Consider the following 25,904-nt stretch of genomic DNA (forward strand, 5'->3'; position numbering starts at 1 on the left):
CGCTTCGGGGGTGGAACGGAGGCGCGGGACGCCGGACCGGGGTGCGTTCTGCTGGCAGGATGGACGCGACACCACGGGGGCGGGGGCCGACATGGGCACGGAACAGCAGGACTGGCGAGACCAGGGGGCGGGCCCGACGACGGGGCGGGGCAACGCGATCGCCATCGCGCTCGTGCTGCCGGTGCTGCTCGTCGTGAGCTGGGCGGTGCAGATCGGGGCGTACCTGGCGCGCGACTTCGGGTCGATCGACGACCGGCTCGGCGCCGGGGGCGTGTTGGCACGGCTGGTGATCGGCGCCGTGCTCGCCGTGGGGATCCCCGTGGTCGTGCTCGTCGTGCAGGTCCGGGCTCGTCGACGCGAACCGCGGCACTCGCTGGCCGCCGTGGTCGCGGCGATCGTCGTGCTGGTCATCGCCGTACCGTGGAACGGCCTGGTCCTGACGTCGCAGGTGCGGAGCATGGCCGCCGACGCCCGGCAGTGGGCGCAGCCGGCGACCGTCGCCGAGCGGCACTTCGCCGACGGCGACGCCCGGGCCACACTCGAGCGGATCGGGGACCGCACCGTGCGGATCCTCGGCGGCGACCGGAAGGCCGCGTACCGCGATGGTGAGCGAGCCGGTGGTGCGTACAGCGAGGAGTGCCAGCTGTCGAACGCGCACCAGGGAGTCCGGTGGCGGTACTGGTACCACCCGGACAACTACACCGACGAACACGGCAAGGAACTCCTGCCCGAGGACCACACGATGATCGAGGGCGCGAACCGTGACGTGGCCGGCGTCCGCACGTACTGGGCCTCCGAGGGGATCGGTGCCCGCTCCGAAGCGGACCTGGTCCCCAGCCAGATCGCACCCACAGCGGACTGGCTCGAGAGTGGTTCGTCGTACACGCGGCCCGGTCCGGACGTCGACTTCCGCACGATCTGCCTGGTGCGCTGACCTCACTCACGGGCGGCCTCGTTGTAGGACTCGATCTGCTTGCCGGCCTGCTGCTCCGCGTCCTGCATCGTCGACTCGACGTCGGCGCCCTCGACGATCCGGTTGAAGGCTCCGATGACGGTGGCGCGCACCGTCGGGAACGCGCCGGTGATGCAGCCGGCCGCGGCGACGCTCGTGGGGTCGTCGGCCAGCTGCTTGTACATCGTGGCGATGTTCGGGTCGGACAGGGAGCGCTTGCCCACCGTGGTGTCCTGGGCGTCGGTGTCCATCGCGACGTAGCCGGTCGCCTTCGCCCACTCGGCCTGCACGTCCGGCGTCTGGAGCCACTCGGCGAACGTGTACGACGCCTGCTGTTCGGCGGACGAGTGGCCCTTGCCGGAGATCCACAGCGCGTTGCCGCCGATGACCTGCCCGGCGTCGTCGGAGTCCGACGTGGTGGGGAACCGGGCGACGACGGACTTCGAGCCGTCCGGGTCGACCGTCGTGTAGGCGCCGGACGAGGTCAGCAGCATCCCGACTTGTTGCTCGAGAACGCTGAGTTCTGCACGGTCGAGTCGGTGCCGGGGTTCAGGGCGGCGCCGTCCTGGTAGAGCTTCTGCAGCGTGGTCATGAACTGCACCTGGGTGTCCGAGGTGAGCGAGACACCGGTGACCGGCTTGCCCTTCCGCCCGTTGTCCGGCGTGCAGAAGGGTTGGCCGCCCGAGGCGCTGAGCTCCTCGAGCATCCACGAGTCGCCCATGTTCATGCTCATGCCGTAGCCACCAGTCTCGGCGTGGATCTTCTCGGCCCAGGTCGCGACCTGCGCCAGCGTCTTCGGCGGCTCGGCGGCGTCGAGGCCGGCCTTCGCGACGAGTGCCTTGTTCAGGTAGAGCACGGGCATCGAGACCGAGAACGGCATCGCTGCCAGCGACTTGCCGTCGCTGTAGTAGGTGGCCGCGGCCGGGGCGATCGTGTCGGTGCCCGATGTCGAGCCGCTGATCTCCGCGGGGGACACCGTCTGGCCGGAGTCGATCATGAGTCCGAGCGGTCGGCGTGGCTGTCGGGCTAGCGCTTCGTCGCCGGGCGACGGACCGTCAGGCGGTATCCCTTGGTCGTCGTGCCGTCCTGGGCCGTCACGGTGATGCGTGCTGTCCGGCCGGAGACGTGCACGGTGGCCACCGCGTTCGGGTTCGTCGTGTGCACGTGGACGTCGGCGGCCCGGAGCGTCCGGACCGGCGCCGCCACCGTCGCACCCTGCGACGAAGCGGCGGCGGGCAGGTGGACGCGCACGCCCGCGACCGCGATCGAGGAGACGGTGGCGTCGTCCGACACGAGGAAGCGCTCGCGCAGGGCGGCGGCCTCGTGCCTGGTCACGCCGATCGTGTCGGTCAGGTACGAGCCCATGCCGCCGTACTCGGTGGCGATGTCCTGCTCGAAGGTGCCCTGCAGCAGCTGCGGGGTGGCCCAGGTCACCCCGAGCTGCGTGTTCGAGAGCAGGTAGTCGTGCAGGATGTCGGCGCTGTCGACGCCGAGGACCCGGTCGAGCAGGTCCACCACGGTGCCGGTGCGGTCCATGCCGTGGGAGCAGTGGATCAGGACCGTGCCGCTGGTGTGCGTGGCGAGGATCCGGAGCACGCGGCGGTAGGCGGTGATCATCGACCCAGGGGTCGCCGGGTCGACGTGGCCCTTGTCGACCAGGTCGTGGTACATCGCCGTGTCGTCGCTGTAGTCGCCGTCCGCACCGAACATCGAGATGTCGACGTGCCGCGCGCCGGGGATCGCGACGTCGGGCTTCGCGGCGATCTGGGACGGTGTCCGCAGGTCGACGACGAGGTCGACGTGGTACTCGTCGGCCAGGGTCGTGGCCCCGGCCGCGGTGATCTTGTCGAGTGACTCGGAGCGGATCAGCCGCGGGGCGTTCACGGTCTGACCGGACCGGCCGTGCACCGCGGCGAGCTCGCGACCGTTGACCAGTCCGGGGACGTCGGTGATCGGGTGGTCCGTGGCGGTGAACGCGGGCTGGAGCGAGGTGTCGGCGTGGGCGGCCGTGACGGAGAACGCGGCGGAGGCGACGACGGCAAGGCCGGCGAGTGCGGTCGCGGTGACGCGGGCGGTGCGTGGGGAGTGGGTGAGGGTGGAACGGGTGAGGGGGGAGCGGCGGAGCGGGGGCACGGGGCATCCTCGATCTGATCAGGACCCGGGGGTCGCGGGGATCCGGACGCGGTGACGTCCGGATCTCCGCAGGATCGCGAGGTGGGTGGTCGGCCGAGTGGCTGCGAGGTGGCCGGGGCGTGTCCGAGTCATGAGGCAGCGCTCAGTCGTCCGCCCGACAGCCGCGCCTCAGGACGCCGGGGCCAGCCGGTACCGGAACAGCTCGGTGCGGACCTGCCGGGCGGGCGTGTAGAGCAGCACCGTCGAGCCAGTGCTGCCCGTCGCGCCCGCAGCCCCCGTCGTGCTCCCCGAGATGATCCCCAACAGCCGGTTCGTGGTGCTGATCACCGGTCCGCCCGCGTCGCCCGGCTCGATGCCGGCGCCGGCATCGGCGCGCGCGGCGGCGAGGTGCTGCGCGCCGGGACGGCTTGCTGCCGGCACACGTGTGGAGGTCCAGGAACACAGCAGCCCGCTCGACGCCCCGCTGGTGCAGAAGGGATCGGCATCCGGTTGGCCGATGCCGGTCAGGGCGGGACGTGCCAGGATCCCGTCCACCCGGGTGAACACGCGACCCGATGCCCGGGGCGTCCAGGTCGCGACGGACGGGTCGCACGACCCGGTCGCCGCCCGTGTCCGGGTGCACGCCAGGGGCGGGACGACGGCGAGTTCGAGGTCCGACTCAGCGGACTGCCAGACCACGCTGCCGACGGTCGCGCCGTCGAGCTGCACGGGTGCCTGCATCGGCGCGCAGTGCTTCGCGAGCACGACCCACCGTGTCGCCCGCTGGTACCGGGCGACCTGGCTCCGGAACCCCTTGGCGGCCAGCACGGCACCGACCGTGCAGGTGCCGCCGGGGACCCCGACCTCGGTGCCGGCGATGATCGGCGCTGCGACGCGGTCGGGGTCGCTCGTGGTGGCCGAGGCAGACGGAGCCCAGGTGAGGGTGGCCCCGACGACGGCCGCCAGGGACACGGCGACGGCCAGGGCGCGGACGAGCGCCGGGTGCGCGTGGCTGGTCACGGGTCAGCCGAGCGTGCGGGTGCCGTTGACGCGTCCGATCACCGACAGGGTGTCCGGGTCGGCGAGCCGGGCGTGCCAGTGCAGCGACGTCGTCCCGCGCGGCAGGTCCGGGAACGCCGCGGTGAAGCGGTAGTGGCCGCTGGCGCTGACGAAGGCGTCCCCCGACGTGACCTCCGCGATGTGCTTGTCGAACAGGCCGCGGGGCTTGCCCGGAGCGTCGTAGTAGACGATGACCAGGGTGTCGGGCTTGCCGGTCCCGGCGAAGGTGATGCCGGTGAAGCTCTTCCGGTCGGGGCCGCCGTAGGTCTTCGCGGTGAACGCCACGGCCGCGGGCTGGGCCGAGGTGTGCGTGGTGTGCGTCGTGTGGGAGGTCGTGGCGGCTCCGGCCTGCGCGGGGACCAGGACGCCTGCGGCGAGCGCACCGCCGAGGGTGACGCAGGTCGCGAGCACGGTCAGTCGGCGGACCGACGGAGTGCGGTGGGTGGACGGGGTGGAACGCATGGGACTCCTCGGTTCATGGCTGTGCGGGCCGGGGCGGCTCGGTGTGCCCGAACGCTAACAATGCGTCAGACGATCGTCTAGCGAATTCCCGAACCTGAGGAGATCAGAGGCATCGCCCCCGGTGTGACCGCTGCCGATGCCTGGTCAGACGTTCGTATGATGAACCGGGACCCGACCGAGGAGTGCGATGAACCAGCGGCAGCAGGCGAAGACCCGGACCCGCGAGCAGATCATCGAGGCCGCGGCGTCCGAGTTCGCGAGCCACGGCTACGCGGGGACCTCGTTCGCACGGGTGGCCGCCGCGATGGATCGCCCGAAGTCGGCGATCGGATACCACGTGTTCTCGTCCAAGCATGAACTCGCCTTCGCGGTCATCGAGCGGCAGCAGGCTCGCTGGGCGGCGATCGACTTGCGGATCGATCAGCCCGAGGGTCTCGAGCACCTGCTCGTCATGCTCACGTCCGCCTGTTCGGATGCGATGCGATGCTCGGTGGCTGCCGGCGCCATCCGACTGAGTCACGAGCTCCGCGGTGCGGGGGAGGCGCTCCCGCGCACCTTCGTCTGGGACGACTACGTCCGTCGGCACCTCGCGGCCTCGAGCGGCGGCACCGGACCGGCCGCCGACCCCGAGTGGGCACGTGCGGCGGACCTGGTGCTGACGTCCACCTTCGGGGTGATGTGGGCCCGGACGAGCGTGCGGCTGACGCGGGACACCGAGGGGCAGCTCCGTGACCTGTGGGCGGCGCTGTTCACCGGGCTCGGGCTGCCCGGCGTGCATGCGCTCCTCGAGCAGGTGGAGCCCGTGCGCGTGGGTGGTCACCCGGTCGAGGCCGAGGGCTGACCCGGCGGGCGTGGCATCCCTGTCGTCCCGCCGGGGCGCCTGCCCTACTTCTTCTGCTCGGTGCCGTCCGGGTTCACGACGTACCAGACGCCCTTGTCGCCCTGACCCGTCACGTCGCCGGCCTTCTTGTCCCCGATGAAGGTGTAGATCGGCCGACCGTCGATCGTGATCTGCCGTCCACCGTCGACGCCCGTGATGGTGCCGACCTTGCCGGTGATGCCGGTGACCTTCGGTGTCGCCGTCGTCGCCTCGATCGCCGGCCAGGCGGTCGCGCACGCGCCGGTACAGGTGCTCTTGCCGGAGTCCTTGACGTCGGCGTCGAAGTAGTAGGCGGTCATGCCCTTGCCGTCGACGACGACCTTGCCGAGCGACGTCCCTGCGACGGTCACGTCGACCGAGGGTGACGAGTCGGTCGTCGTGGGTGAGTCGCCCTGCGCGGCGGGGGACGGTGAGGGTGAGGGTGCTGCGGACCCGGCCGTGGAGCAGCCGGCGAGGCCGAGGGCCAGGAGCAGTGCAGCCCCGAGTGCGATGGACGCGGGTCGGGATGACGGGGTGCGGTGGGGTGTCGACACGGGTGCTCCTCGAGGTCAGGTCTCGCCGCTGACTACTGGCCAGACGTTCGTCTAGCGAACGTAACCGCAGGAGGCGACGGAGGCCAGCACCCTGCGCGGCCTCTCATCCCGCGGGGCCACGCAGCTGGTGTCAGGGGGCCGTCTGCTCGACGAGGTGGACGCCGTCGACGCGGCCGATGACGTCGAGTGACTCCGGGTCGATCAGACGGGCGCTCCAGGACGCCCGTTCGGCGTCGCGGGGCAGTTCTGGCAGCGTGGCGGTGAAGGCGAACCGACCGGTCGAACCGACGGTGCTGCTGCCCGGCTCAACCTCGGCGACGCGCTCGCTCCCGGAGTCGTCCCCGGGGCTGCCGTAGTGGACGACCACGACGGCACCGGGTGTGCCCATCCCGGCGAACCGCACCCTGACGACTCCGCTGGTGCCGACCGTCCGTGGTGGTCGGATCGCGAACCGGTGCGCACCACTCGTCACGGGAGGTGCCCCGAGTGCGGCGCCGAGTGCGCCGGATGCACCGAGGCCGACCGTCTCGGGACCCGGCGTGGTCGGTGACGGCGCGGGGAGGGCGAAGGCGACGGCGAGCGCCGCGATGCCGACGGCGAGGACGATCGGCGCCGTCCGGACCCGATCGGTGCTCGTCGGCATGGTCGACCCTTCGTGGACGGTGTGCGGCGGGCGCCGCCACCGCCCACGCTACCGGCTCGCCAGACGATCGTCTGCTCAGACCGACGGTGCCGACGCGGACACCCGTTCCCAGGAGCGGTACTGTTCCCCTTCGTGAGTGTTCGTCGCCGTGCTTCCCGTGTCGTCTCGATCGGGGTGGTGGCAGCCCTGGCAGCGTCGTTGACCGGGTGCGGCGAGGGCGCCGGCGTCGACAGCGACTACGCGAAGATCTGCCGCGACAACGCGACCGAGAAGCGGTTGCCGGACGACGACTGCAACAACCACGGCGGACACGCCGGCTGGTACTTCCTGCCGCTCTTCGCCAACCGTGCCACGAGGGTCCCCGGCGTGGGGGACGCGGTCTCCGGTGGTACGAGCGCCCTGCCTGCCGGGAAGACCGCGAAGGCAGGCGTCCCGTCCCGTGGGAGCTCCGTCACCAAGGGCGGCTTCGGCGGAGCCGGCGGACACGGTGGGTTCGGCGGCTGATGGAGCGCATCGAGTTCCCAGAGCGTCCGGACTGGCGGCGCCGGATCCAGCAGACGGGGCTGATCTACTCCCGGTCGGTCCGTGACGACGGCACGCCCGTCGAGTACTGGAACGACACCGCCGCGTACGTCTTCACGCTGCCGGAGGTCGAGGCGCTCGAGCGGCAGACCGAGGAACTGCACCGGATGTGCCTCGAAGCCGCCCGGTACCTCGCCACCGGCGCCCTCGGCACGCTGGGCCTGACGCGAGCCGGGTTCGACCTCGCCGCCTGGTCGCTCGAGCAGGATGAGCCCGACCTGTACGCGCGGTTCGACCTGGCCTACGCCGGAGACGGTTCACCCGCCAAGGTGCTCGAGTACAACGGGGACACCCCGACCGGGTTGATCGAAGCCTCGGTCACGCAGTGGCACTGGATGCAGGACCGGCTCGCCACGGGCGAGCTGTCCGCCGAGACCGACCAGTGGAACGGCATCCACGAGGCGATGGTGGCGCGCTGGCGCACACTGCTGCACGAGTCCCTGCGCGCCGAGGACGGTGGCCGACTGTTCGTGGCGCACTCCGACCTCGACACGGCGGGCGAGGACTGGGACACGGTCGCCTACATGCGCGACCTGGCAGGGGAGGCCGGGTGGGAGCACACCGGCATCGAGATGAAGGACATCGGCTGGCACGCAGCGGCCCGTCAGTTCGTCGGTGTCCAGGAGCCGGTGGGCTCGTCGCGGAGCGTGTTCGCGCTGCCCGGGGACGAGTCGGGGGCCCAGTACCCGGTGATCCGCAACCTCTTCAAGCTGTACCCGTGGGAGGACCTCGTCTCCGGTGACGACCGGGCGCAGGGTGACGAGGAGTTCGGCGCCTTCCTGGTCAGCGACCGCGGTCGGCTCGGTCGCTGGTACGAGCCGGCGTGGAAGATGTTCCTGTCGAACAAGCTGCTGCTCGTCGCGCTCTGGCGCTTGTTCCCCGGCCACCCGAACCTGCTGCCGGCCTTCGCAGATGGTCCGAACGGCATGCGCGACTTCGTCGTGAAGCCCGTGTTCGGGCGTGAGGGCGACGGCATCGCGGTCCACCGGTCCGACGGTTCGGTCACGACGAACGGTCGCGAGTACCGGCGGGCCGGTACCGGAGCCGAACGGGTGTGGCAGCAGTACCACGAACTCCCGGACTTCCCTGGGTCGAACGGGCACAACCACCCGGTGCTCGGATCGTGGGTCGTCGGCGGCGAGTCCTTCGGGGTCGGCATCCGTGAGTCCGACGGGCCGATCACGGACTACTGGTGCCGGTTCGCCCCGAACATCATCGCGCCCTGACGCCCGTCAGTTGACGATCTCGCCGCGTTCCTCGGGCGGGAGCGCGACGAGCCGTTCCCGCCACTGGCGCAACGCTTCCGGGGTGAGCCGCGTCCACTCGGTCTCCTCGCCGACCACGCGGAGCGGGAAGGCACTGCGGTACGACCGGGTCGGGTTGCCGGGGAACTTCTTGTCGGTCACGTTCGGGTCGTCGTCGAAGGGTCCGGTCGGCTCGACGCGGTACACACGCGGCTCGCGGTCGCCGGGCACGAGCTCGGCCGCGAGTTCGGCCGCGAGCCCTGCTCCGTCGCGGGATGCCGTGAAGTACACGTGGTTCATCACGACGTCCGGGCGGTAGTTCGAGCGGAAACCGGAGAACAGGAACTCCCCGGGCCGCAGGGCCGCCACGGTGCCGTGCCAGAACGGACCGATCTCGTCTGCTGCTGCCATGACGTCAGCCTACGAACGGCTCAGCGCCGGCGCCCGAGGAGCGCGCGCCACCGCGGCTGTTCCGAGACGACGACGGCGATGCACAGGACCGTGACAGCGATCGCGACCGCCGTCGGCCACAGGACCCACGCCGCCGTGACCGCTCCCACGAGGTGCGCGAGGACCGACGCGATCGTGACCGCTCCCGGAGCCGCGACCGGCGGGTCGCCGCCGGGGCGGTCACCCGGCGTCCCGGACACCGCCGGCGGCACGACGAGGACCAGGACGGCGGCGATCGCGAGCATCGGCGAACGGGGCCACAGTGCCCAGGGCACGGCCACCCATGCGACGAGCTCCGCCAGGAACCGCACGCCGCCACGGAGCGGGTCGTGACCGACGGGCCTCGACGGGCGCGCCGCCGTGGACACGGTCACCGTGTCATCGCGGCACGGAAGCCACGATCCAGGAAGTCGACCATCCACGCGGCACTCGCGTCGACGTCCGTGTCCATCTGGAACCCACCGGACGCCTCGATCGTCGCGAACCCGTGCAGGACGCTGCGGAGCACCCGGAGCGCGTGGACCTCGTCGGCCGGGTCGAGCGGGTAGTCGCGGAGCGCCGCGGCGAAGGACGCCAGGGTGCGGCCGAGAGCGACCGCCAGGGGGTCCTCGGCGCCGGTCGGCCGGATGCTGACGGCCGCCTGGTACCGCGCCGGGTGCTCCTGGACGCTCCGGCGCACGGTCTGCACCGCCGCCTCGAGCGCACTCCGACCGCTGCGCCCCTGCATGGCGTCGCGGAGCGCGTCACCGAGCTCGTTCGCGCCGAGGATCGCGATCCTGTGGGTGAGGTCGCCGAGTCCGTCGACGTGCTTGTACAGCGACGGTGCCTTCACCCCGAGGCGGTCGGCGACGACGCTCATGCTCAGCTGGGCCAGGCCGATCTCGTCGGCCAGCGTCGCCGCGGCCTCGGTGACGGTCGCCGGGTCGAGCCCTGCCCTAGGCAACGGGACCTGCGACGGGCAGCGTGCGGGCGAGGAACGGCAGCAGCAGGGCGAGGAGCGCAGCCGGGGTCTCGGTGTGGGGGTAGTGACCGGCGCCGTCGATCACGGCGAGTTCGCCGAGGCCGTCCGGCAGGTCGGCGAGGATCCGCTCGCCCTCGGCGCGGGGCACGGCCCAGTCCGGATCGGCACTGCCCTCGACGACCAGCACGGGGCACCGGACGGCGCCCAGCTGCTCGCCGGCGTCGGCGGGCGACGTGCGGGTCATGGCACGGAGGACCGCCATCCGCTCCGGTTGCCGCAGGGTCGTCTCGATGCGGCTGCGCTCCGTCGCCCAGTCGGCGGGCTTGGTGGGGACTGCGATGTCGAGGTACGCGAGCCAGCCGGGCAGGCTGCCGCTCGTCATGACCCGCGCGAGCTGGACCGTGCCGGCGCGGTGTCGGCGGTTGCGCAGGAGTCCGCCCAGGTCGACGGACTGCTTGCGTGTGAACGGCGCCAGCTCCACGATGCCCGCGATCAGGTCCGGGGCGGTCGCCGCGGCGATCGTCGCCGCGCCCCCGCTGATGGACTGCCCGACGACCACGGCCGGGCCGCCGAGGTGGCGGGCGACCGCGACGAGGTCGCGTGCGATGTCGGTGCGCTCGTAGCCGGCCCACCCGGTGCTCGATTCGCCGCAGCCGCGGAGGTCCACGTTCGCCACCCGGTAACCGGCCGCGACGAGCTCCGGCACGACGAAGCGGTAGGCGTGCCGGCTGTCGCCCATGCCGTGGGCGAGGACCACGAGCGGCCCTGTTCCGGAGAGGTCGTAGGCGATCGTGCCGCCCTCGGTGTCCAGGTGTTCGAGCATGTCGTGGCTCCTTCGGCTACGGGTAGTAACTCAAAAGCTAATGCTCGTAGCCAGAGTTGGCAAGGGGCAGGTGTCACGCGTCCAGGTCGAGCGTCGTCGACAGCTCGGGGAACGCCTGCGCCTGCTCGACGAGCTGCTGTCCCTTCTGCACGATCCCCGCCACGCTGTCAGCGCCGGCGGCGAACCACAGCGGCGGCTCGGGCATCACGATCAGCGTCAGCAACGGCCCGGACCGACTCCGGGTCGGTCACGTCGAGCGCGATGGCGAGCAGGCGCTCGTGGTCGCCGAGGACGGCGCGGACCCGCTCGGGGTCGCGTCCGGTCGCCACGACCCGAGGCCGGCTTCGAGTGCAGCCCGCGCGAAGTCGGTACCCAGACGAGACGGCGAAGAAGGGCTGGGTCCCCGTCAGCCGCGCACTCGGATGGTGGCGGCACCGGACGGCAGGTCGCGCACCGCTCCGACGTCGTCGACGGTGCCGATCGGCACGATCCCCGAGAAGCTGCCGACGTCCGTGTAGTAGAGGACGATCGACTGGTCCGGCGCGGAGTAGGCGATCGTGCCCGCCGGCGCGGTGCTCGTGCTCGGGGCACCGGTGGTGTCGAGCGGCGCGGGGATCCGGGCGATCTGCTCCTGGCCGCCGTGGTCGGCGAACGTCAGCGTCGCCGGCAGCCGGGCGGCCAGCGCGCGCGCCGTCGCGTTGTCGGTCAAGCGGCCGGTGAGGGTCTCGCTGTCGAGTTCGATGGTGATGTGCACGGGGTCGGCCTGCGTCGGGGTGGTGATCGTGGGATCTGCTGAAGGAGACGCAGGCGCGGACGCGGTCGACGTCGCAGCTGCCGGCGCAGGCGCAGGTGACGCCGCGCGCTCGACGCCGCTGCACCCGGCGAGCGCCCCCACCACCAGCGCGACGACCGGAGCCAGCGCGAGCGGACCCAGCGGGACGAGCGGTCCCACGGCGGTACGGGGTCTGGTGCGGACGTGCATCGGGGCTCCCTCGGTTCGTGGACACCACCATCGAAGCCCCACCACCACCCGCCCAGTGAGGCTCCGGCGAAACGGGGTCCTGCAGAACCTCCCTGTCCGCCGGACGACGCCCCTACCGTCGGTCCGTGACCACGACGACCTCCGACCTCCCCACGACCGACCGGGCGACCGACGACCGACTGCCCTGGTTCCCGCTCGCCCTGCTCGCCGCGATCGGGTTCCTCCTGGTCGCCATGGAGACGATGCCGGCCGGGCTGTTGCCCGCGATCGCCGACGGGATGGGCGTGAGCGAGGGCACGGCGGGCCTGCTCGTCAGCGCGTACGCGATGGGCACGGTCATCGCCACGGTCCCGGCGATCGCCCTGACCCGCGGGTTCCGTCGCAAGCCGCTCATCGTGGCCGCCATCGCCGTGCTGCTCGTCGCGAACACCCTGACCGCGTTCGCGCCGAACGTCGCGGTCGCGCTGGTCACCCGGTTCGTCGCCGGCGCGATGTCGGGGACGATCTGGGGCATGTTCGCCACCTACGCCCGGCGGATCAGCCCGGCCCGCTCCGCCGGGGTGTCGCTCGCGATCGTCTCGACGGGCGCGCCGGTGGGGTTCGCGCTGGGCACACCGCTCGGGTCCTTCATCGGCAACGCCCTGGGCTGGCGGTGGTCGTTCATCGGGCTGAGCCTGGTCGGCATGGTGGTCCTGGCGCTCATCGCGCTGCTCGTGCCGGATGCCCCGGGGCAGACGAGCGCTGCGAAGCTCTCCGTCGTGAAGGTGTTCCGGATCCGCGGCATCGCGGTCATCCTCGCCGTGATCGCGACGTGGATGGTGGCCCACAACACGATCTACACGTACATCTCGCCCTACCTGCGGGCGACCGGCACCGACCTGAGCGCCGGGCTGGTGCTGCTCGTCTACGGGATCGCCGCGATCCTCGGCGTCGTCGTGACCGGTGCCCTGCTCGACCGGCACCCCCGACCCCTGCTGCACGGCAGCGTCGGCCTGTTCGTCCTGGCCGGTGTGGTCCTGCTCGTCGGCCACACGTCGCCGGTCGCGGTCCTGGTGGCCGCGGGCCTCTGGGGCATCGGCTTCGGCGGGTCGTCGACGCAGCTGCAGGCCGCTCTGACGACCGCCGGCGGCGAGGACGCCGACGTCGCGAGCGCGTTCCTGCCGGTCGCGTTCAACATCGCGATCTTCGCGGCTGGCCTGTTCGGTGCGGCCTTGCTGACGGCCTTCGACGGGCTGGTGCTCGCCGTGGTGATGATCGTGTTCGGGGCGGTCGCGGCGATCCTCACCGTCATCGGTCGCGGATCGGCGTTCCCCGCGAAGCTCTGACGCCACCGACCGCCGGCTGCGATCATGGCCGGGTGCAGCACCACGACGAGGACCACCCCCGCCCGGACGTCACGACCGTCGAGATCATCGGCGGCCCGGAGCCGGTCACCGTGACCCTGCACCCCGCCGACAGCGGGTGGGCTGCGGTCTTCGCGGACCACCGGCGACGCATCCTGGAGGCCCTCCCCGGCTCCGGCACGGACGCTCCGGTCGTCGAGCACATCGGTTCCACGGCCGTCCCTGGCCTGGCCGCGAAACCGATCGTCGACATCGTGGTCGCCGTCGCGGACGTCACCGCCGAGGCCACCTACCTCGACCAGCTCCTGGCCGCCGGGTACGAGCTGCGCGTCCGGGAGCCGGGCCACCGCCTGGTCCGGACGCCGGCCCGTGACGTCCACGTGCACGTCTACGAGCGGGGCGCGACGGCGGTCGACGAGTACCTGCTCCTCCGTGACCACCTGCGCGCCGACGCCCGTGATCGGGCGCTGTACGAACGGACGAAGCGGGAGCTGCTCGACCGGAGCTGGGACGACATGAACGCCTACGCCGACGCGAAGACGGCCGTGATCACCGCGATCAAGGAGCGGGCGCGACGGAGCCGCGCGTCCTGAGGCGCGCGGCTCCGTCGGCCGAGTCTCAGCTCGTCGGGACGACGTCCCAGTGCTCGCGGATCAGGTTGCCGTCGACCCGGAACAGGTCGGCCGCGCCGAACGGTGCGTCGGCCTTCGCGCCGACCGGCTTCGAGAACGTCCACACCAGGTCGCCGTCGGCCAGCGAGATGACGGACTCCTGCTTCGGCAGGCTCTGTGCGGCACCGCCGGCGAAGAACTGCTCGAGCGCGGCCGTGCCGTTCGCGGCGACCGAGTTGTGCTGCAGGTACGCCGGGTCGAACTCCTCGTCGAGGACGGACACGTCGTGGTCGCGGAACAGTCGGTCGTACGCGGTCACGGCGAGCACCCGGTTGTGCTCCTCCTGCCGCTCGGTCAGGTGACGGTCACGCTTCGCGGCCGGGTACAGGTCGCTGAACATGCTGTTCGTGTTGCCGCTGGCCGGGGTCCCCGTCGGTACTGTCTGGCGGAGTGCCCACCACTCGCTGATGCGCCCGTCGCGCATGCGGAACAGGTCGACGGCGGCGTCACCGGTGCGTTCGTCCGTCGGCTTCGCGGTGATCTGCCAGTGCACGGCCACCAGGTCAGCGTCACCGGCGACGTGCTTGATCACAGCGTGGGCGCCGGGCACCCGGGAGCGGTCCGCGGTGAACTCAGCGAGCAACGCGGACGGACCGGAGGCGCTCGTCGCACCGTGGGCGACGGCCCCGGTCGCGACGGCGGTCCGAGCAGCCGCACGAGCCTGCGCGGACCCGGGGGACCGGAACGCGCACCGGAACAGGTGCCGGACTGTGGCCTCGTTGCGCTGCTCGGCTCGACGGTCGCGCCGTGAGACCGCAACGCCGCCCGATGTCGTCCGCGCGGCACGGGTCACCGTGTGGTGCGCGGATGTCGCGGTGGTGTCGGAGGCGGAGTTGGAGGAGGAGGTGTGGAGGGGAGCCGCCACGGCCGGACCGGCCACGAGCGACACGGCGATGGCGACCGGAGCTGCCACCGCACACGCCTTGGCGATGAGATGTGATGTCGTCTGCACGCCAGAACGTTGGAACCGGCTCCTGGGAGCCCACGCGCGCCCTGGAGCCGCCGCGTGTCCGACCGTGACCGGCTTCTCAGCCGCGGCGCGCGCCTCCAGGGTGACCTGTGCACGCGCTGCCAGGGCGACCCGCTCCCGCTGGTGATCGACGAACCGGACCTGTGGGACGGCTCACGCGGGCTATCAGCGGATCCCTACGCTCCGGGCTCGTCGATGGCCAGACGGAGCTCGGCGAGCACGGGCAGCGCGGCGCGCAGCGCGTCGACCCCGCCAGGGCCCAGGCGTTCGAGCGCGCCGACCAGGACGTGCTCGGCCGAGGCGTCGTAGACCCGGAGCCGCTCGGACGCGAGCTCGGTCAGGGCGATCTCGGTGCTGCGGCCGTCGCCGGTGGCGAGCCGCCTGTCCACCAGCCCGGCGCGTTCCATCGCGGTGACGAGGTTGCTGACCGTAGAGCGGGCGAGGCCGAGGGACCGGCCGAGCGCCGTCGGCGTGAGCCAGCCCGACTCGTCGAGTCGTCGCAGGACCTCGATCTGGGCGTCGGGCAGCTCCGGCAGCGCACCGTCACGACGTGATGCGTTCAGCAGGGTGCGGCGGAACGGGCCCACCTGGTCGCTGAGCCGCCGGGCGATGTCCCGGAGTCCTGCGGTGTCGTGCTCGCTGCCCATGTCCTCAGCCTAGGTCCTCGAAGAAGGTTTGCAACAAAACTGTGTTTGGCGCAGGATGGGTGCATGACGATCACCACCTCAGTCGCACATCCCGTCCCGCCGCAGGACCTCTCCGGCATCGTCGGACACCGGTTCATCTACACGTACGCCAACGGGTGGCAGTACGAGATGTACGTCAAGAACGCCACGACCATCGACTACCGCATCCACTCCGGCATGGTCGGTGGACGGTGGGTCAAGGACCAGCAGGTCGACCTCGTGGTGCTCACCGACGGCGTCTACAAGGTGTCGTGGAACGAGCCGACCGGCACGAGCGTCGTCGTGACGGTGGTGCCGAGGGAGCGGGTGCTGCACGGCACGATCTTCTTCCCGCACTGGGTCGAGGAGGACGGCAGCAAGACCGTGCTGTTCCAGAACGACCACCTGGACCGGATGCGCGAGTACCGGGACGCCGGCCCCACCTACCCGATCTACGTCGTCCCCGAGTTCGCCCACATCACCCTGTTCGAGTTCGTCGGCGAGGACGACGAGACGGTCGTCGACACCGCACCCGCCGACCTGCCCGCCGGGTTCGCCGACCGGAGCAACTGAGCGTGACCGCGGAACGCCCGCTGGAGCGTGCCCTGACGAGCATCCGGCTCGAGCACCAGGGTGGTGCGGTCAGAGGGTGGGAGGACCGCCCGGCCTCGACGCCCCCGGCGGCGGCGGTCGACGGATCCGTGCTGTTCGTGCACGGGTTCGGTGACTCGTCGATCGGTCCACGGCGGCTCTTCGTGCAGGCCGCGACCGCCCTGACCGACACGGGCGTCGTGGTCCGCTCCTACGATCGCCTCGGACACGGCACGAGTGACGGACGCTTCGCGGACATCTCGATCCGCGACGAGGTCGAGCAGGTCGTCTCGATGATCCGGGCGTTCGCGGCGGACCGGGCGGCACCGATCGACGTCGTCGCCCACAGCCTGGGTGCCGTCGAGTCCGCGATGGCGGCCGCACGGGTCCCCGACCTCGTCCGGAGCCTGACCCTGTGGTCGCCGGCTGGCGTCGTCGTCGACGACATCGCCGTGCACGACAGCATCCAGGGCCAGCCGCTCGCACCCGTCCGCGACCGCGGCTGGTTCGACTTCGGCGGCATGTCGCTCGGGCGCGCGTTCATCGACGAGGTCCGGGACGGGCTCGACGTCTACACCGAGGCGCGCGGGTACGCCGGGCCGGTGGACGTGCTGCACGGCACGGCCGACGAGATCGTCCCGCTCGAGTACGGCCGCCGCTACGGCGAACTGCTCAGCGGCGCGACGTTCACCGCGGTCGACGGTGCCGACCACGCCTGGTCGTCGGTCCCGTGGCGCGAGCAGCTCGTCGGCCGCCTGCTCGAACGCGTCAGGGCGTGATCCGGCCGACGAGGTCCTGCACCCGCGCGCGCACGTCGTCGCGGATCGACCGGACGGCGTCGAGGTCGAGCCCCGCGGGGTCGGCGAGCTCCCAGTCCTCGTAGCGCTTGCCCGGGAACACCGGGCAGGCGTCCCCGCACCCCATGGTGATGACGACGTCGGCAGCACGGACGGCGCCGGTGCTGAGCAGGGCCGGCTGCTCGCTCCGGATGTCGATGCCCTCCTCGAGCATCGCCGCGACGACCACGGGGTTGAGCTGGTCGGCCGGTTCGGAGCCGGCGCTCCGGACGTCGACGCTGCCACCGGCCAGGTGCTGCAGGAAGCCGGCGGCCATCTGGGAACGACCGGCGTTGTGGACGCAGACGAACAGGACGGTGGGCATGCGGGGCTCCGATCAGAGGACGACGGCGCCGAGCAGGCCGGCTCCGATGACGACGGCCCACGGGGGAGCGGACCAGCGGGTGAGGGCGATGAAGGCGGCCACGGCGAGCGCCAGTGCGGGTGCCGAGCGGATCCCCTCGGTGATCACCGGGTCCCAGAGGGCCGCGGCGAGGAGCCCGACGACCCCCGCGTTCACGCCGGCCAGCACGCGCCGGGCCCACGGCAGGGCGCGGAGTGCGTGCCAGAACGGCAGCGCGCCGATGACCAGGAGCGCCGCCGGCAGGAAGATCGCGACGAGAGCCACCGCCGCGCCGACGAGCCCGCTCGGACTGCCGTCGGCGACGGCGCCGAGGTAGGCGGCGAAGGTGAACAGCGGCCCGGGCACGGCCTGTGCGGCGCCGTAGCCCGCCAGGAAGTCCGTGTGGTCCACCAGGTGCGTGGCCACGGTCTGTGACTCGAGCAGCGGCAGCACGACGTGGCCGCCGCCGAAGACGAGCGAGCCCGCCTGCGCGAAGACCCCGAACAGGCGCACGGCCCCGGTGCCGCTCGCGGCGACGGGTGCCGCGACGAGCAGGGCGGCGAACGCGATGAGCGCCGACACGGCGACCCAGCAGGGGAGGCGCACGGCGACCCCGGCGTCGGCGACGTCCTGGGGTGGGGCGACGACGCCACGGAGCCACAGCACGCCGACCACGCCGCACGCCGCCATGACCGCGACCTGCGGCCCCGGGCCGGGGACGAGCAGCACCACGATCGCGGCAGCGGCCGCGATGGTCGCCCGACGGCGGTCCGGCGTGAGCGAGCGCGCCATGCCGAGCACCGCCTGCGCCACCACCGCGGCGGCGGCGGCCTGCAGCCCGAGCAGCCACCCGGCTCCGGCCAGGTCGGGCGTTCCGGACACGAGCAGGGCGAACGCGACGAGCAGCACCGCGGACGGCAGGGTGAAGCCGCACCACGCGGCGAGGAGTCCGAGCAGTCCGGCGCGCTGGAGCCCGAGTGCCATCCCGACCTGGCTCGACGCCGGGCCGGGCAGGAACTGGCACAGTGCGACGAGATCGGCGTAGGCGTCGTCCCCCAGCCAGCGGCGACGCACCACGAAGGCCTCGCGGAAGTACCCGAGGTGCGCGACCGGCCCGCCGAACGAGGTCAGCCCGAGCCGCAGGAACACCAGGAACACCAGGAACACCGACGCCGCGGACGACCGCGGGGGCTCGGGGCTCGTCGTCACCCGCTCATCTTGACGACGGCAGATGGTTCAGTCAACATTGAACCGATGAAGATCAGGCAGCAGGACCTCGAGCGGCGCGCGGCGCAGCACGCGGCCCTCGGCGACGTCGCCCGACTGGCGATCGTCGACCTGCTCGCCGCGTCCGACGCCAGCCCGACCGAGGTGCGGGCCGCCCTCGGGATCTCCGGGCCGCTCCTGGCGCACCACCTGCGCGTGCTCGAGCAGGCCGGTCTGGTGACGCGACGCCGCTCCGACGGCGACGGGCGCCGGAGCTACCTGCACCTCGAGCCGAGCGGTGTCCCGCACGGTTCAGCAGCGGTGCCGGGCCCGGTGTCCCGTGTGCTGTTCGTCTGCACCGGCAACTCCGCGCGCTCCCCACTGGCCGCGGGCGTCTGGGCGCAGGTCAGCGAGATCGGTTCGCTGTCCGGCGGGACGCGTCCCGCGGTCGCCATCGCTCCCGGGGCGGTCGCGGTCGGGGAGCGCCACGGCCTGGACCTCGGCGACCACGTGCCGCGGGCCTACCGCGACCTCGTCGCCGAGGGCGACCTGGTCGTCACGGTCTGCGACCGCGCGCACGAGTCGATCGACGACGGTGACAGCCTGCACTGGTCGCTGCCGAACCCCTCGCGCGTCGGCACACCGGAAGCGTACGAGGCCACCTACGCGGACCTCCGGTCCCGCGCCACCGCGCTCGCTGCGCGCCTCGCCGCCTGACGCGGCCCCACGAACGGAACGTCCCGATGAGATCCCCCCTCCTCATCGGGACGTTCTCCTTGCTCGACCGTCTGCGAACTGGAGGCGCGGCGCGGGCCCGCACCGTGCCTCCCGTCCGTCCCCTGGTGCGCCCAGAGCGGCGCGCGCGATCCTGGGAACGCCGGATGTGAGGGGCGTTTAGCTTCTCAGCCAACGGGGCAGGCAGGGGCTCCGAGGGCGAAGGCGGCCGCATGACCTGGGTCAGGGACACCATCATCGAGCACCCCGAGATCGCTGTGTTCCTGGCGCTCGGGGTCGGGTTCTTCGTGGGGCGCTTCAGCTACCGCGGCATCGGTCTCGGGGCCGTGACGGGCACCCTGCTCGCCGGTGTCGTCATCGGCGCGGTGCTCGGGGACGACCTGCAGGTCGACCCGATCGTCAAGCAGATCTTCTTCCTGATCTTCCTGTTCTCGCTCGGCTACAAGCTCGGCCCGCAGTTCGTCGCGGGGCTGAAGGGCTCCGGACTGCCGCAGGCGGTCTTCGCCGTCGTGCTGGCCGTGGTGGGGTTCGGCACGACGATCGTCATCAGCAGCATCCTCGGCTACAACCCGGGTCTGGCCGCCGGTCTGGCGGGCGGCGGGCTGACGCAGTCGTCGATCATCGGCGTCGCGCAGGACTCCATCGCCGGACTCCCGGTGAGCGATGCGACGGCGAAGGCGTGGAGCGACCTGGTGCCGGTGGCGTACGCGGTGACCTACATCTTCGGCACCGTCGGCGCGGCGCTCTACATCTCGCTGGTCGCCCCGCGGATCCTCGGCATCCGTGACCTGCCCGCCGCCGCGCACGACCTGGAGCAGCGCCTCGGCGTGCACGATGACAACCCAGACGTGACGTCGGCGTACCAACAAGTCGTCCGTCGGGCGTACCGGCTGACGTCGGCCTTCAGCCCGCAGACCGTCGGCGAGTTCGAGCAGGCCTCCGACGCCCGCATCGGTTCCCGGGTCTTCATCGCCCGGGTGCGACACGGGGACGCCATCGTGGAGCCGCACCTGGACCAGACGCTCACCCCCGGCGACGTCGTGGTCGTCGCCGGTCACCACGCGGCGATCATCGAGGACGACCTGGCCGCGTTCGCGGTCGAGATCGACGACCCGGCGCTGCTCGACGTGCCGATCGAGGAACTGTCCGTCGTCGTGACCAACAAGGCGGTCGTCGGCCGGACCGTCGAGGAGCTCCGGCAGACCCAGCGGGCACGGCAGATCTTCCTGAAGGGCATCAGCCGGGGTGGGCACGCGATCCCGTTCGGCCCCGACACGGCGCTGCACGCCGGTGACGAGCTCCGGGTCCAGGGGCCGTTGCCGTTGCTGGAGCAGGGGATCCGGTACGTCGGCTTCCCGGAACGGACCGACCCGAAGACCGACATGGTCACGGTCGCCCTGGGCATCACGGTCGGTGCCGTCATCGGGGTGCCGTCGATCACGGTGGGGGCCGTGCCGCTCTCGCTCACCACCAGCGTCGGTGCGCTCATCGTCGGGCTGATCCTGGGCTGGCGACGCTCGAAGAGCCCCACGTTCGGACACGTCCCGCCCGGCGCGCAGTGGTTCTTCGAGACCGTCGGACTCACGCTCTTCGTGGCCGTCGTCGGCATCAACGCCGGGCCGGGATTCATCGACGGGCTCGCGCAGTACGGCGTCCAGCTACTCGTCGCCGGGGTGGTCGTCACCCTGGTGCCCCTGGTCGTCATGACCTTCGTCGGCCGGTTCTTCTTCCGGAAGACCGACCCCGTCCTGATCCTCGGCATGCTCACGGGTGCCCAGACCACCACCGCGGCGGTCGGGTCCCTGCAGGAGACGGCGAAGAGCAGCGTGCCACTGCTCGGCTTCACCGTCCCCTACGCCATCGGCAACATCGTCCTCAGCATCGGCGGCGCCGTCGTCGTCGCGATCACCGCACACTGACCCCGCACAAGGAGCACCACATGCCCGTCGCCAGCGTCTCCCGCGAGCAGATCGCGCGCCTGCAGCACCTGTCCCCGTTCGAACTCAAGGCCGAGCTCCAGCGCATCGCCGGCGAGCACGAGTCGCGCACCGCGTTCCAGATGCTCAACGCCGGCCGCGGCAACCCGAACTTCATCGCACCCACCCCACGCGAGGCGTTCTTCGCACTCGGGCAGTTCGCACTCACGGTCTCGCGTGAGAACCGGGAGTGGGACCCCGAGCTCGTCGGCGTGCCGCAGAAGGACGGCATCGCCGATCGCTTCGGTTCGTGGCTGACCGAGCACGACGGCGAACCCGGGGTCGACCTGCTGCGCCGGGTGCTCCGGCACGGGGTGGACGACCTCGGCTTCGCACCCGACTCCTTCGTCTGGGAACTCGCGGACTCCGTGATCGGCGACCACTACCCGGAGCCGGACCGGATGCTGCACCACGCCGAGCAGATCGTGCACGAGTACCTCGTCCAGGAGATGTGCGCCGGGGAACCGCCGGCGCAGCCGTACGACCTGTTCGCCGTCGAGGGCGGCACCGCGGCGATGTGCTACGTGTTCGACTCGCTGCTCGAGAACCGGCTGATGCACCGCGGCGACCGGATCGCCCTGATGACGCCCATCTTCACCCCGTACCTCGAGATCCCCGCGCTGGCGGACTACGACCTCGAGCAGGTGCACCTGCACGCCAGCACCGTGGACCAGGACGGCGTGCACACCTGGCAGTACCCGCCGGAGGAGATCGACCGGCTGCGCGACCCGTCGATCAAGGCCCTGTTCGTCGTCAACCCGACGAACCCGCCCTCGGTCCGCATCGCCCAGGAGACGCTCGACGCGATCGCCGACGTCGTCGCCACCGACAACCCCGAGCTGACGATCATCACCGACGACGTCTACGGCACCTTCATCGACGGCTTCCGCTCCCTGATGGCCGAGGTTCCGCGGAACACGATCGGCGTCTACTCGTTCTCGAAGTACTTCGGAGCGACCGGCTGGCGACTCGGCGTCGTGGCCGTCAACCGGGACAACGTGTTCGACGAGCGGCTCGCCGCGCTGCCCGAAGCAGACCAGGCCGCCCTCGACGCCCGGTACGGCACCCTCTCCCTGCACCCGCGCGACATCCGGTTCGTCGACCGGCTCGTCGCAGACAGCCGCTCGGTGGCACTGAACCACACCGCCGGACTGTCGCTCCCGCAGCAGTGCCAGATGCTGCTCTTCGCGGCGTACGCCGTGCTCGACGACACCGACCACTACAAGCACCAGGCGCAGGGGCTCATCCGGCACCGACTGGAGCTGCTGCTCGAGGGGATGCAGGTCTCCCTGCCCGAGGACGTCAACCGGGTCGGCTACTACGTGGAGCTCGACGTGCTGGCCTACGCCGAACGACTGCGGGGGCCGGGCATCGGTGCCTTCCTCCGCGAGCACTACGAACCGACCGACATCCTGTTCCGGCTCGCCGACCAGACCGGCATCATCCTGCTGAACGGGGGCGGGTTCGACGGCCCCGAGTGGTCCGTCCGGGTGTCGCTGGCGAACCTGCGGGACGAGGACTACACGCAGATCGGCCGGAGCCTGCGGGCGATCGGCAAGCAGTACTTCGACGAGTGGCGCGACGCGCAGGGCGCGGACGCCGACGCCGAGCAGGCGGCCCGGCCGTGACGGCGCGGGTCCGCAGTCGGGCGGCACTGCTCGGCGTCGCCGCACTGCTCGTGCCGGCAGTCCTGGTCACGCCGGCGGCCCTGATCACGACGGAGTCCGCAGCGGCGGCCGACGTCCCGCCCGTCAACCCCGTCACCGTGCCGGTGGACGGGCACCCGGCGAACCAGGGGTTCCTGGTCTTCGTCGAGGGCGACGTCGAGCTCGCAGCCGACGAGGCCGAGGGCACGCTCGCCGCCGGCGGCGACCTGGCCTTCGAGACCAGCTACAACATCGGTGCGGGCAACCCACCCGCGAACGCCCTGACGCTGCCGGGGGAGAGCCGTCCCACGTTCCTGTACGTCGACGGCGGCATCCGGTTCCCGTCGGCGCAGTCGGCCGTGCTCCGCGTGCTGAACGGCGGGTACGCCCACGTCGGCGACACGGCGACCTACGACGCCTTCGACACGGACCAGAACGGCGCGGCGATCGACTACCGGCTCGCTCCGGAGGGCACCACCGCCGAGACGTTCCCGCGTATCGAGGGGACGACCAGGCAGTCGGCGAGCTCCGTCCCGACGATGGCCGACCCGTCGGTGCTGGACTTCGCGTCGTCCTTCGCCCGCTACCGGTCCCTGTCCGCCGACCTCGGGACGTGCCCGGTGACGACCGTGCTCCACGACGCCGCAGGTGCACCCCTGGCGACGCCGATCGCGCCCGGGACGGCCGCGTACGCCGACGTCCAGCCAGGCGTCACGAACGTGCTGACGGTGGCCGCCGAGGACCTCGACGCCCTCGACCTGCTGACCTTCGACGGTCTCCCCGGCCCCGGATCGCCGCTCGTCGTGAACGTCACGGGGACGACGTTCGACGGTTCCGTCCCGAACCTCGCAAACCTGACGAACGCCCACGCGCCGTTCGTGCTCTGGAACTTCCCGGACGCGACCACCGTGCACGTCACCGGCGCCGACGTCCTCGAGGGCACCATCTACGCGCCCCGGGCCGACCTGCGGTGGGACGTGACACAGAACGTCGAGGGCAACGTCGTCGCGGCGTCGTTCACGCACGGGGTCGCGACCGCCGCCGGTCCGGTGCCACGTGAGATCCACGGGTTCCCCTTCTCGACGACGGTGTCGTGCCTGTCGACCGACGCCGTCGAGGGAGACCTCACCCTGGTCAAGCAGGTCGTCGGTGGCGACGCGGATCCGGGCGATTGGACCCTGACCGCGACCGGACCGACCACGGTCTCCGGAACGTCGGGCAGCGACGCGGTGACGGGGCGGCCGGTGCCGCCGGGGGACTACACGCTGACCGAGTCGGGCGGCCCCGACGGCTACGAGGCGGGGGACTGGACCTGCACCGGGGCGCCGGTGACGGACGGGGTGGTCACGGTCGCGGACGGAGACGACGTGGTCTGCACCATCGTGAACACGGTGGTGCCGGACGACGGCGGCGGCAGCGGCGGTGGCGACGGCGGTGGCGCGGGCACGGGCGCCCCCGGTGGCGGCGGACCCGGTGGTGGTGGCGGGTCCGGCGGCACGACCCCTGACCCGGGCGGGACCGGCACGGGCAACCAGGGCGGGGACGGCGCGCCCGGTACCGGCGATGGTGTCGACACGACATCGCACGCCGGCGTGGAGCCCGGAGGCGGCACGGGGAGCCTGGCCGCCACCGGAGCCGATCCGCTGCCCCTCGCGCTGCTCGCGCTCGGGCTGCTCGGTGCCGGGGGCGCGACCGCACTCGGGCGTCACCGCGTCCGGGCCGGCGCTCAGCAGGAACGCGATCCCGCGACGAGCCGGAGGACCTGATCCGTGTGCCGTTCCGCCGTCGCGCGCCGCGCGTGTTCGATGGCGGCGTCGGTGTGCGGTCGCAGCAGGGTCCGGTCCGACGCCAGCTCGATGATCGTGGTGGCGAGCCCGAACGCGGTCTCGTCGTCGGTCAGGACGGCGGCGGAGCCGAACTCGCTCGCCAGGCGGATGTCGGAGACGATGACCGGGCGGTGGTCCCGGATCGCCTCGAGTGCGGTCATCGGCTGGCCGTCGTGCTCGAGCGAGCAGACCACCGCCGCGTGCCCGCACAGCAGCAGGTCGTGGACACCCTCCGGCGACAGGCGGCCGTGGACGCGGACCGACACCGGCGTGCGGGTCGGAGGGACGGTCCCGCCGGCGACGTCGACGCGCACGGCGTGGGCCCCGAGTCGGATCTCCACCAGCCGGATCGCGTTGAGGAGGACGTCGAGGCGCTTGTCCGGGGTGAACCGCGACGCCCAGACGAGCCGGAGCGGTCCGAGTTCCGGCGCCGGCGGCGGTTCGACCCGCCGGCGGCCGACGGCGTTGGACACGACGTCAACCGGGCCGACGCCGGCCGCGCGCAGGACACGGGCCTGCCGCGTCGTCGGGGTGACGACGACGTCGGCCACCCCGCAGACGGCCACGGCCATGTTCCGGCGCGCATCGTCCATGGGGTGCCCCGTGAAGCGGTGCCGTGCGGGTCGGATCCCGGTCACCACACGGTGCGCGTGCCGTGCGAGGGGCGCCATCGCCGCCGCGGTCCGCCCCCTGATCGGCGCCGAACCGTGCACGGTGTGGATCGTCGGCAGCTCGAGGGAACGTGCCGTCATGAGCGCCGCCACGGCGAGACCGAAGTCCGAGTGGGTGACGACCAGGTCGATCCGTTCCTCGAGCATCAGCGTGCCGAGGCTCCGGCGGACACGGACCGAGTTGCGGACCACTGGCAGATCGCTCTCCGACGCGCTGATCGACGGTTCGACCTCGAACAGGCGGATGCCGTGCTTCCGCAGGTCCGCCGTCCCGCTCGACCGCGGAGTCGCCACCCAGACGACGTGACCGCACTCCGCGAAGGCCTTCGCCTGCTCGACCAGCGCAGCACGTTCACCCCGCATCGCCGTCAGGGGGAAGTCGCTCACGAGCAGGACGCTCGCCTTCGCCGCCGCCACGTCAGCAGCCGGTCTCGAGCAGGGTGGTCCGGCGGGGGCTGTGCATGCGTCGGCGGTCTCTCACGGTTCGGGAGCGGCAGGGGGCACTGGGAACCGTAGGCGCTCAGCAGACGATCGTCTAGCGATCCACGACGCGGATGAGTGGGTCTTCACGAATCCCCGGGCGGACACCCGGTCCTCGATGCGGGGGCGGACAGACAGTCCCTGTCCGGTTCCTGCAGATCCTGTACACGTCTGAGCCGTGGTCGTCGTACAGTCTCCGGAAGCTACCCCGCCGGACCCCACCGGCGGGTGCCCGACCCCCTGTTCCCGGGCTGGCCTCGTC

28 protein-coding genes and 1 pseudogene are annotated in these 25,904 nt (G+C 72.0%); 12 read left to right on the forward strand and 17 right to left on the reverse strand.

The window, feature by feature from the left end:
* Positions 1–91: 91 nt before the first annotated feature.
* A complete protein-coding gene (locus OE229_RS10405; RefSeq protein ID WP_262137900.1) occupies positions 92–934 on the forward strand; it encodes a hypothetical protein in 843 nt (280 codons plus the stop codon).
* A 2-nt stretch (positions 935–936) separates the two neighbouring features.
* On the opposite strand, the pseudogene OE229_RS18160 reads toward OE229_RS10405, so the two are convergent.
* The 4 genes and pseudogenes from OE229_RS18160 to OE229_RS10430 form a co-directional block, all read right to left on the reverse strand.
* A pseudogene (locus tag OE229_RS18160) lies at positions 937–1,949 on the reverse strand (extracellular solute-binding protein).
* 29 nt (positions 1,950–1,978) lie between these two features.
* Complete coding sequence (locus OE229_RS10420; protein WP_262137905.1) at positions 1,979–3,085, reverse strand: tyrosine-protein phosphatase; 1,107 nt, start codon at positions 3,083–3,085, stop codon at positions 1,979–1,981.
* A 168-nt stretch (positions 3,086–3,253) separates the two neighbouring features.
* Positions 3,254–4,084 (reverse strand): hypothetical protein, encoded by an 831-nt coding sequence (locus OE229_RS10425; protein WP_262137907.1) that lies wholly within the window; start codon positions 4,082–4,084, stop codon positions 3,254–3,256.
* 3 nt (positions 4,085–4,087) lie between these two features.
* The gene (locus OE229_RS10430; protein WP_259577628.1) at positions 4,088–4,585 is read right to left on the reverse strand and encodes a hypothetical protein; all 498 of its coding nucleotides are present in this window, start codon (positions 4,583–4,585) and stop codon (positions 4,088–4,090) included.
* Positions 4,586–4,772: 187 nt separating this feature from the next.
* Between OE229_RS10430 and OE229_RS10435 the strand changes: the two genes are divergently transcribed.
* Positions 4,773–5,426, forward strand: a complete 654-nt coding sequence (locus OE229_RS10435; RefSeq protein WP_262137910.1) for a TetR family transcriptional regulator — start codon at positions 4,773–4,775, stop codon at positions 5,424–5,426.
* A gap of 44 nt (positions 5,427–5,470) precedes the next feature.
* Here the strand turns inward: OE229_RS10435 and OE229_RS10440 are convergent, their stop codons facing one another.
* Together OE229_RS10440 and OE229_RS10445 are read right to left on the reverse strand one after the other, a co-directional pair.
* The gene (locus tag OE229_RS10440) at positions 5,471–5,998 is read right to left on the reverse strand and encodes a COG4315 family predicted lipoprotein (protein ID WP_262137913.1); all 528 of its coding nucleotides are present in this window, start codon (positions 5,996–5,998) and stop codon (positions 5,471–5,473) included.
* A gap of 130 nt (positions 5,999–6,128) precedes the next feature.
* Complete coding sequence (locus OE229_RS10445) at positions 6,129–6,641, reverse strand: hypothetical protein (RefSeq protein WP_262137915.1); 513 nt, start codon at positions 6,639–6,641, stop codon at positions 6,129–6,131.
* 132 nt (positions 6,642–6,773) lie between these two features.
* Between OE229_RS10445 and OE229_RS10450 the strand changes: the two genes are divergently transcribed.
* Positions 6,774–7,145 (forward strand): tRNA-dihydrouridine synthase, encoded by a 372-nt coding sequence (locus OE229_RS10450; protein WP_259577635.1) that lies wholly within the window; start codon positions 6,774–6,776, stop codon positions 7,143–7,145.
* A complete protein-coding gene (locus tag OE229_RS10455; RefSeq protein ID WP_262137917.1) occupies positions 7,145–8,449 on the forward strand; it encodes a glutathionylspermidine synthase family protein in 1,305 nt (434 codons plus the stop codon). The genes OE229_RS10450 and OE229_RS10455 overlap by 1 nt, the downstream gene beginning before the upstream one ends.
* Before the next feature lie 6 nt (positions 8,450–8,455).
* On the opposite strand, the gene OE229_RS10460 is transcribed toward OE229_RS10455, so the two are convergent.
* The 6 genes from OE229_RS10460 to OE229_RS10485 form a co-directional block, all read right to left on the reverse strand.
* Positions 8,456–8,878 (reverse strand): NAD(+)--rifampin ADP-ribosyltransferase, encoded by a 423-nt coding sequence (locus OE229_RS10460; protein WP_262137918.1) that lies wholly within the window; start codon positions 8,876–8,878, stop codon positions 8,456–8,458.
* A gap of 20 nt (positions 8,879–8,898) precedes the next feature.
* A complete protein-coding gene (locus OE229_RS10465) occupies positions 8,899–9,291 on the reverse strand; it encodes a hypothetical protein (protein ID WP_262137921.1) in 393 nt (130 codons plus the stop codon).
* Complete coding sequence (locus OE229_RS10470) at positions 9,288–9,860, reverse strand: TetR/AcrR family transcriptional regulator (RefSeq protein WP_182066035.1); 573 nt, start codon at positions 9,858–9,860, stop codon at positions 9,288–9,290. Before OE229_RS10470 ends, OE229_RS10465 begins: the two co-directional genes overlap by 4 nt.
* Entirely contained in the window at positions 9,853–10,701 is an 849-nt protein-coding gene (locus tag OE229_RS10475; protein ID WP_262137922.1) for an alpha/beta fold hydrolase, read from the reverse strand. Before OE229_RS10475 ends, OE229_RS10470 begins: the two co-directional genes overlap by 8 nt.
* 73 nt (positions 10,702–10,774) lie before the next feature.
* On the reverse strand, positions 10,775–10,906 hold the full coding sequence (locus tag OE229_RS10480) for a hypothetical protein (protein WP_262137923.1): 132 nt from the start codon (positions 10,904–10,906) through the stop codon (positions 10,775–10,777).
* 201 nt (positions 10,907–11,107) lie between these two features.
* Positions 11,108–11,455, reverse strand: a complete 348-nt coding sequence (locus OE229_RS10485; protein ID WP_262137925.1) for a cyclophilin-like fold protein — start codon at positions 11,453–11,455, stop codon at positions 11,108–11,110.
* 353 nt (positions 11,456–11,808) lie between these two features.
* Between OE229_RS10485 and OE229_RS10490 the strand changes: the two genes are divergently transcribed.
* Positions 11,809–13,008, forward strand: a complete 1,200-nt coding sequence (locus OE229_RS10490; RefSeq protein ID WP_262137926.1) for an MFS transporter — start codon at positions 11,809–11,811, stop codon at positions 13,006–13,008.
* A 32-nt stretch (positions 13,009–13,040) separates the two neighbouring features.
* Entirely contained in the window at positions 13,041–13,619 is a 579-nt protein-coding gene (locus tag OE229_RS10495; protein ID WP_262137930.1) for a GrpB family protein, read from the forward strand.
* Positions 13,620–13,644: 25 nt separating this feature from the next.
* On the opposite strand, the gene OE229_RS10500 is transcribed toward OE229_RS10495, so the two are convergent.
* On the reverse strand, positions 13,645–14,610 hold the full coding sequence (locus OE229_RS10500) for a nuclear transport factor 2 family protein (RefSeq protein WP_262137933.1): 966 nt from the start codon (positions 14,608–14,610) through the stop codon (positions 13,645–13,647).
* Between the two features lie 233 nt (positions 14,611–14,843).
* Positions 14,844–15,314 carry a MarR family winged helix-turn-helix transcriptional regulator gene (locus tag OE229_RS10505; protein WP_182066031.1) on the reverse strand — a complete coding sequence of 157 codons (471 nt, stop codon included), beginning with the start codon at positions 15,312–15,314 and terminating at the stop codon, positions 14,844–14,846.
* A 63-nt stretch (positions 15,315–15,377) separates the two neighbouring features.
* Between OE229_RS10505 and OE229_RS10510 the strand changes: the two genes are divergently transcribed.
* Positions 15,378–15,905 carry a phenolic acid decarboxylase gene (locus tag OE229_RS10510; RefSeq protein WP_262137938.1) on the forward strand — a complete coding sequence of 176 codons (528 nt, stop codon included), beginning with the start codon at positions 15,378–15,380 and terminating at the stop codon, positions 15,903–15,905.
* A gap of 2 nt (positions 15,906–15,907) precedes the next feature.
* Positions 15,908–16,702 (forward strand): alpha/beta hydrolase, encoded by a 795-nt coding sequence (locus OE229_RS10515; protein WP_262137942.1) that lies wholly within the window; start codon positions 15,908–15,910, stop codon positions 16,700–16,702.
* Here OE229_RS10515 and OE229_RS10520 read toward each other — a convergent pair.
* Complete coding sequence (locus OE229_RS10520) at positions 16,692–17,084, reverse strand: arsenate reductase ArsC (protein WP_209134606.1); 393 nt, start codon at positions 17,082–17,084, stop codon at positions 16,692–16,694. The genes OE229_RS10515 and OE229_RS10520 overlap by 11 nt on opposite strands.
* Before the next feature lie 12 nt (positions 17,085–17,096).
* On the reverse strand, positions 17,097–18,311 hold the full coding sequence (gene chrA, locus OE229_RS10525) for a chromate efflux transporter (protein WP_262137945.1): 1,215 nt from the start codon (positions 18,309–18,311) through the stop codon (positions 17,097–17,099).
* 45 nt (positions 18,312–18,356) lie between these two features.
* Between chrA and OE229_RS10530 the strand changes: the two genes are divergently transcribed.
* The 4 genes from OE229_RS10530 to OE229_RS10545 all read left to right on the forward strand — a co-directional run bounded on the left by OE229_RS10530 (position 18,357) and on the right by OE229_RS10545 (position 24,431).
* Complete coding sequence (locus tag OE229_RS10530) at positions 18,357–19,025, forward strand: arsenate reductase/protein-tyrosine-phosphatase family protein (protein ID WP_262137948.1); 669 nt, start codon at positions 18,357–18,359, stop codon at positions 19,023–19,025.
* Between the two features lie 230 nt (positions 19,026–19,255).
* Complete coding sequence (locus OE229_RS10535) at positions 19,256–20,962, forward strand: aspartate:alanine exchanger family transporter (protein WP_259577644.1); 1,707 nt, start codon at positions 19,256–19,258, stop codon at positions 20,960–20,962.
* Positions 20,963–20,982: 20 nt separating this feature from the next.
* Positions 20,983–22,647 carry an aspartate 4-decarboxylase gene (aspD, locus tag OE229_RS10540; RefSeq protein ID WP_262137950.1) on the forward strand — a complete coding sequence of 555 codons (1,665 nt, stop codon included), beginning with the start codon at positions 20,983–20,985 and terminating at the stop codon, positions 22,645–22,647.
* A complete protein-coding gene (locus OE229_RS10545) occupies positions 22,644–24,431 on the forward strand; it encodes a choice-of-anchor A family protein (RefSeq protein ID WP_262137953.1) in 1,788 nt (595 codons plus the stop codon). Before aspD ends, OE229_RS10545 begins: the two co-directional genes overlap by 4 nt.
* On the opposite strand, the gene OE229_RS10550 is transcribed toward OE229_RS10545, so the two are convergent.
* Entirely contained in the window at positions 24,392–25,549 is a 1,158-nt protein-coding gene (locus OE229_RS10550; RefSeq protein ID WP_262137956.1) for a glycosyltransferase family 4 protein, read from the reverse strand. The two genes, OE229_RS10545 and OE229_RS10550, sit on opposite strands and share 40 nt — an antisense overlap.
* Between the last annotated feature and the right edge of the window lie 355 nt (positions 25,550–25,904).

The sequence above is a fragment of the Curtobacterium poinsettiae genome, from assembly GCF_025677645.1.
GTDB lineage: Bacteria > Actinomycetota > Actinomycetes > Actinomycetales > Microbacteriaceae > Curtobacterium > Curtobacterium poinsettiae_A.

Coding starts and splice junctions, on each gene's coding strand:
- OE229_RS10405 (WP_262137900.1), top strand. CDS start 92: ATGGGCACGGAACAGCAGGACTGGCGAGACCAGGGGGCGGGCCCGACG.
- OE229_RS10430 (WP_259577628.1), bottom strand. CDS start 4,585: ATGCGTTCCACCCCGTCCACCCACCGCACTCCGTCGGTCCGCCGACTG.
- OE229_RS10435 (WP_262137910.1), top strand. CDS start 4,773: ATGAACCAGCGGCAGCAGGCGAAGACCCGGACCCGCGAGCAGATCATC.
- OE229_RS10445 (WP_262137915.1), bottom strand. CDS start 6,641: ATGCCGACGAGCACCGATCGGGTCCGGACGGCGCCGATCGTCCTCGCC.
- OE229_RS10455 (WP_262137917.1), top strand. CDS start 7,145: ATGGAGCGCATCGAGTTCCCAGAGCGTCCGGACTGGCGGCGCCGGATC.
- OE229_RS10460 (WP_262137918.1), bottom strand. CDS start 8,878: ATGGCAGCAGCAGACGAGATCGGTCCGTTCTGGCACGGCACCGTGGCG.
- OE229_RS10475 (WP_262137922.1), bottom strand. CDS start 10,701: ATGCTCGAACACCTGGACACCGAGGGCGGCACGATCGCCTACGACCTC.
- OE229_RS10480 (WP_262137923.1), bottom strand. CDS start 10,906: ATGCCCGAGCCGCCGCTGTGGTTCGCCGCCGGCGCTGACAGCGTGGCG.
- OE229_RS10505 (WP_182066031.1), bottom strand. CDS start 15,314: ATGGGCAGCGAGCACGACACCGCAGGACTCCGGGACATCGCCCGGCGG.
- OE229_RS10510 (WP_262137938.1), top strand. CDS start 15,378: ATGACGATCACCACCTCAGTCGCACATCCCGTCCCGCCGCAGGACCTC.
- OE229_RS10520 (WP_209134606.1), bottom strand. CDS start 17,084: ATGCCCACCGTCCTGTTCGTCTGCGTCCACAACGCCGGTCGTTCCCAG.
- OE229_RS10530 (WP_262137948.1), top strand. CDS start 18,357: ATGAAGATCAGGCAGCAGGACCTCGAGCGGCGCGCGGCGCAGCACGCG.
- OE229_RS10535 (WP_259577644.1), top strand. CDS start 19,256: ATGACCTGGGTCAGGGACACCATCATCGAGCACCCCGAGATCGCTGTG.
- aspD (WP_262137950.1), top strand. CDS start 20,983: ATGCCCGTCGCCAGCGTCTCCCGCGAGCAGATCGCGCGCCTGCAGCAC.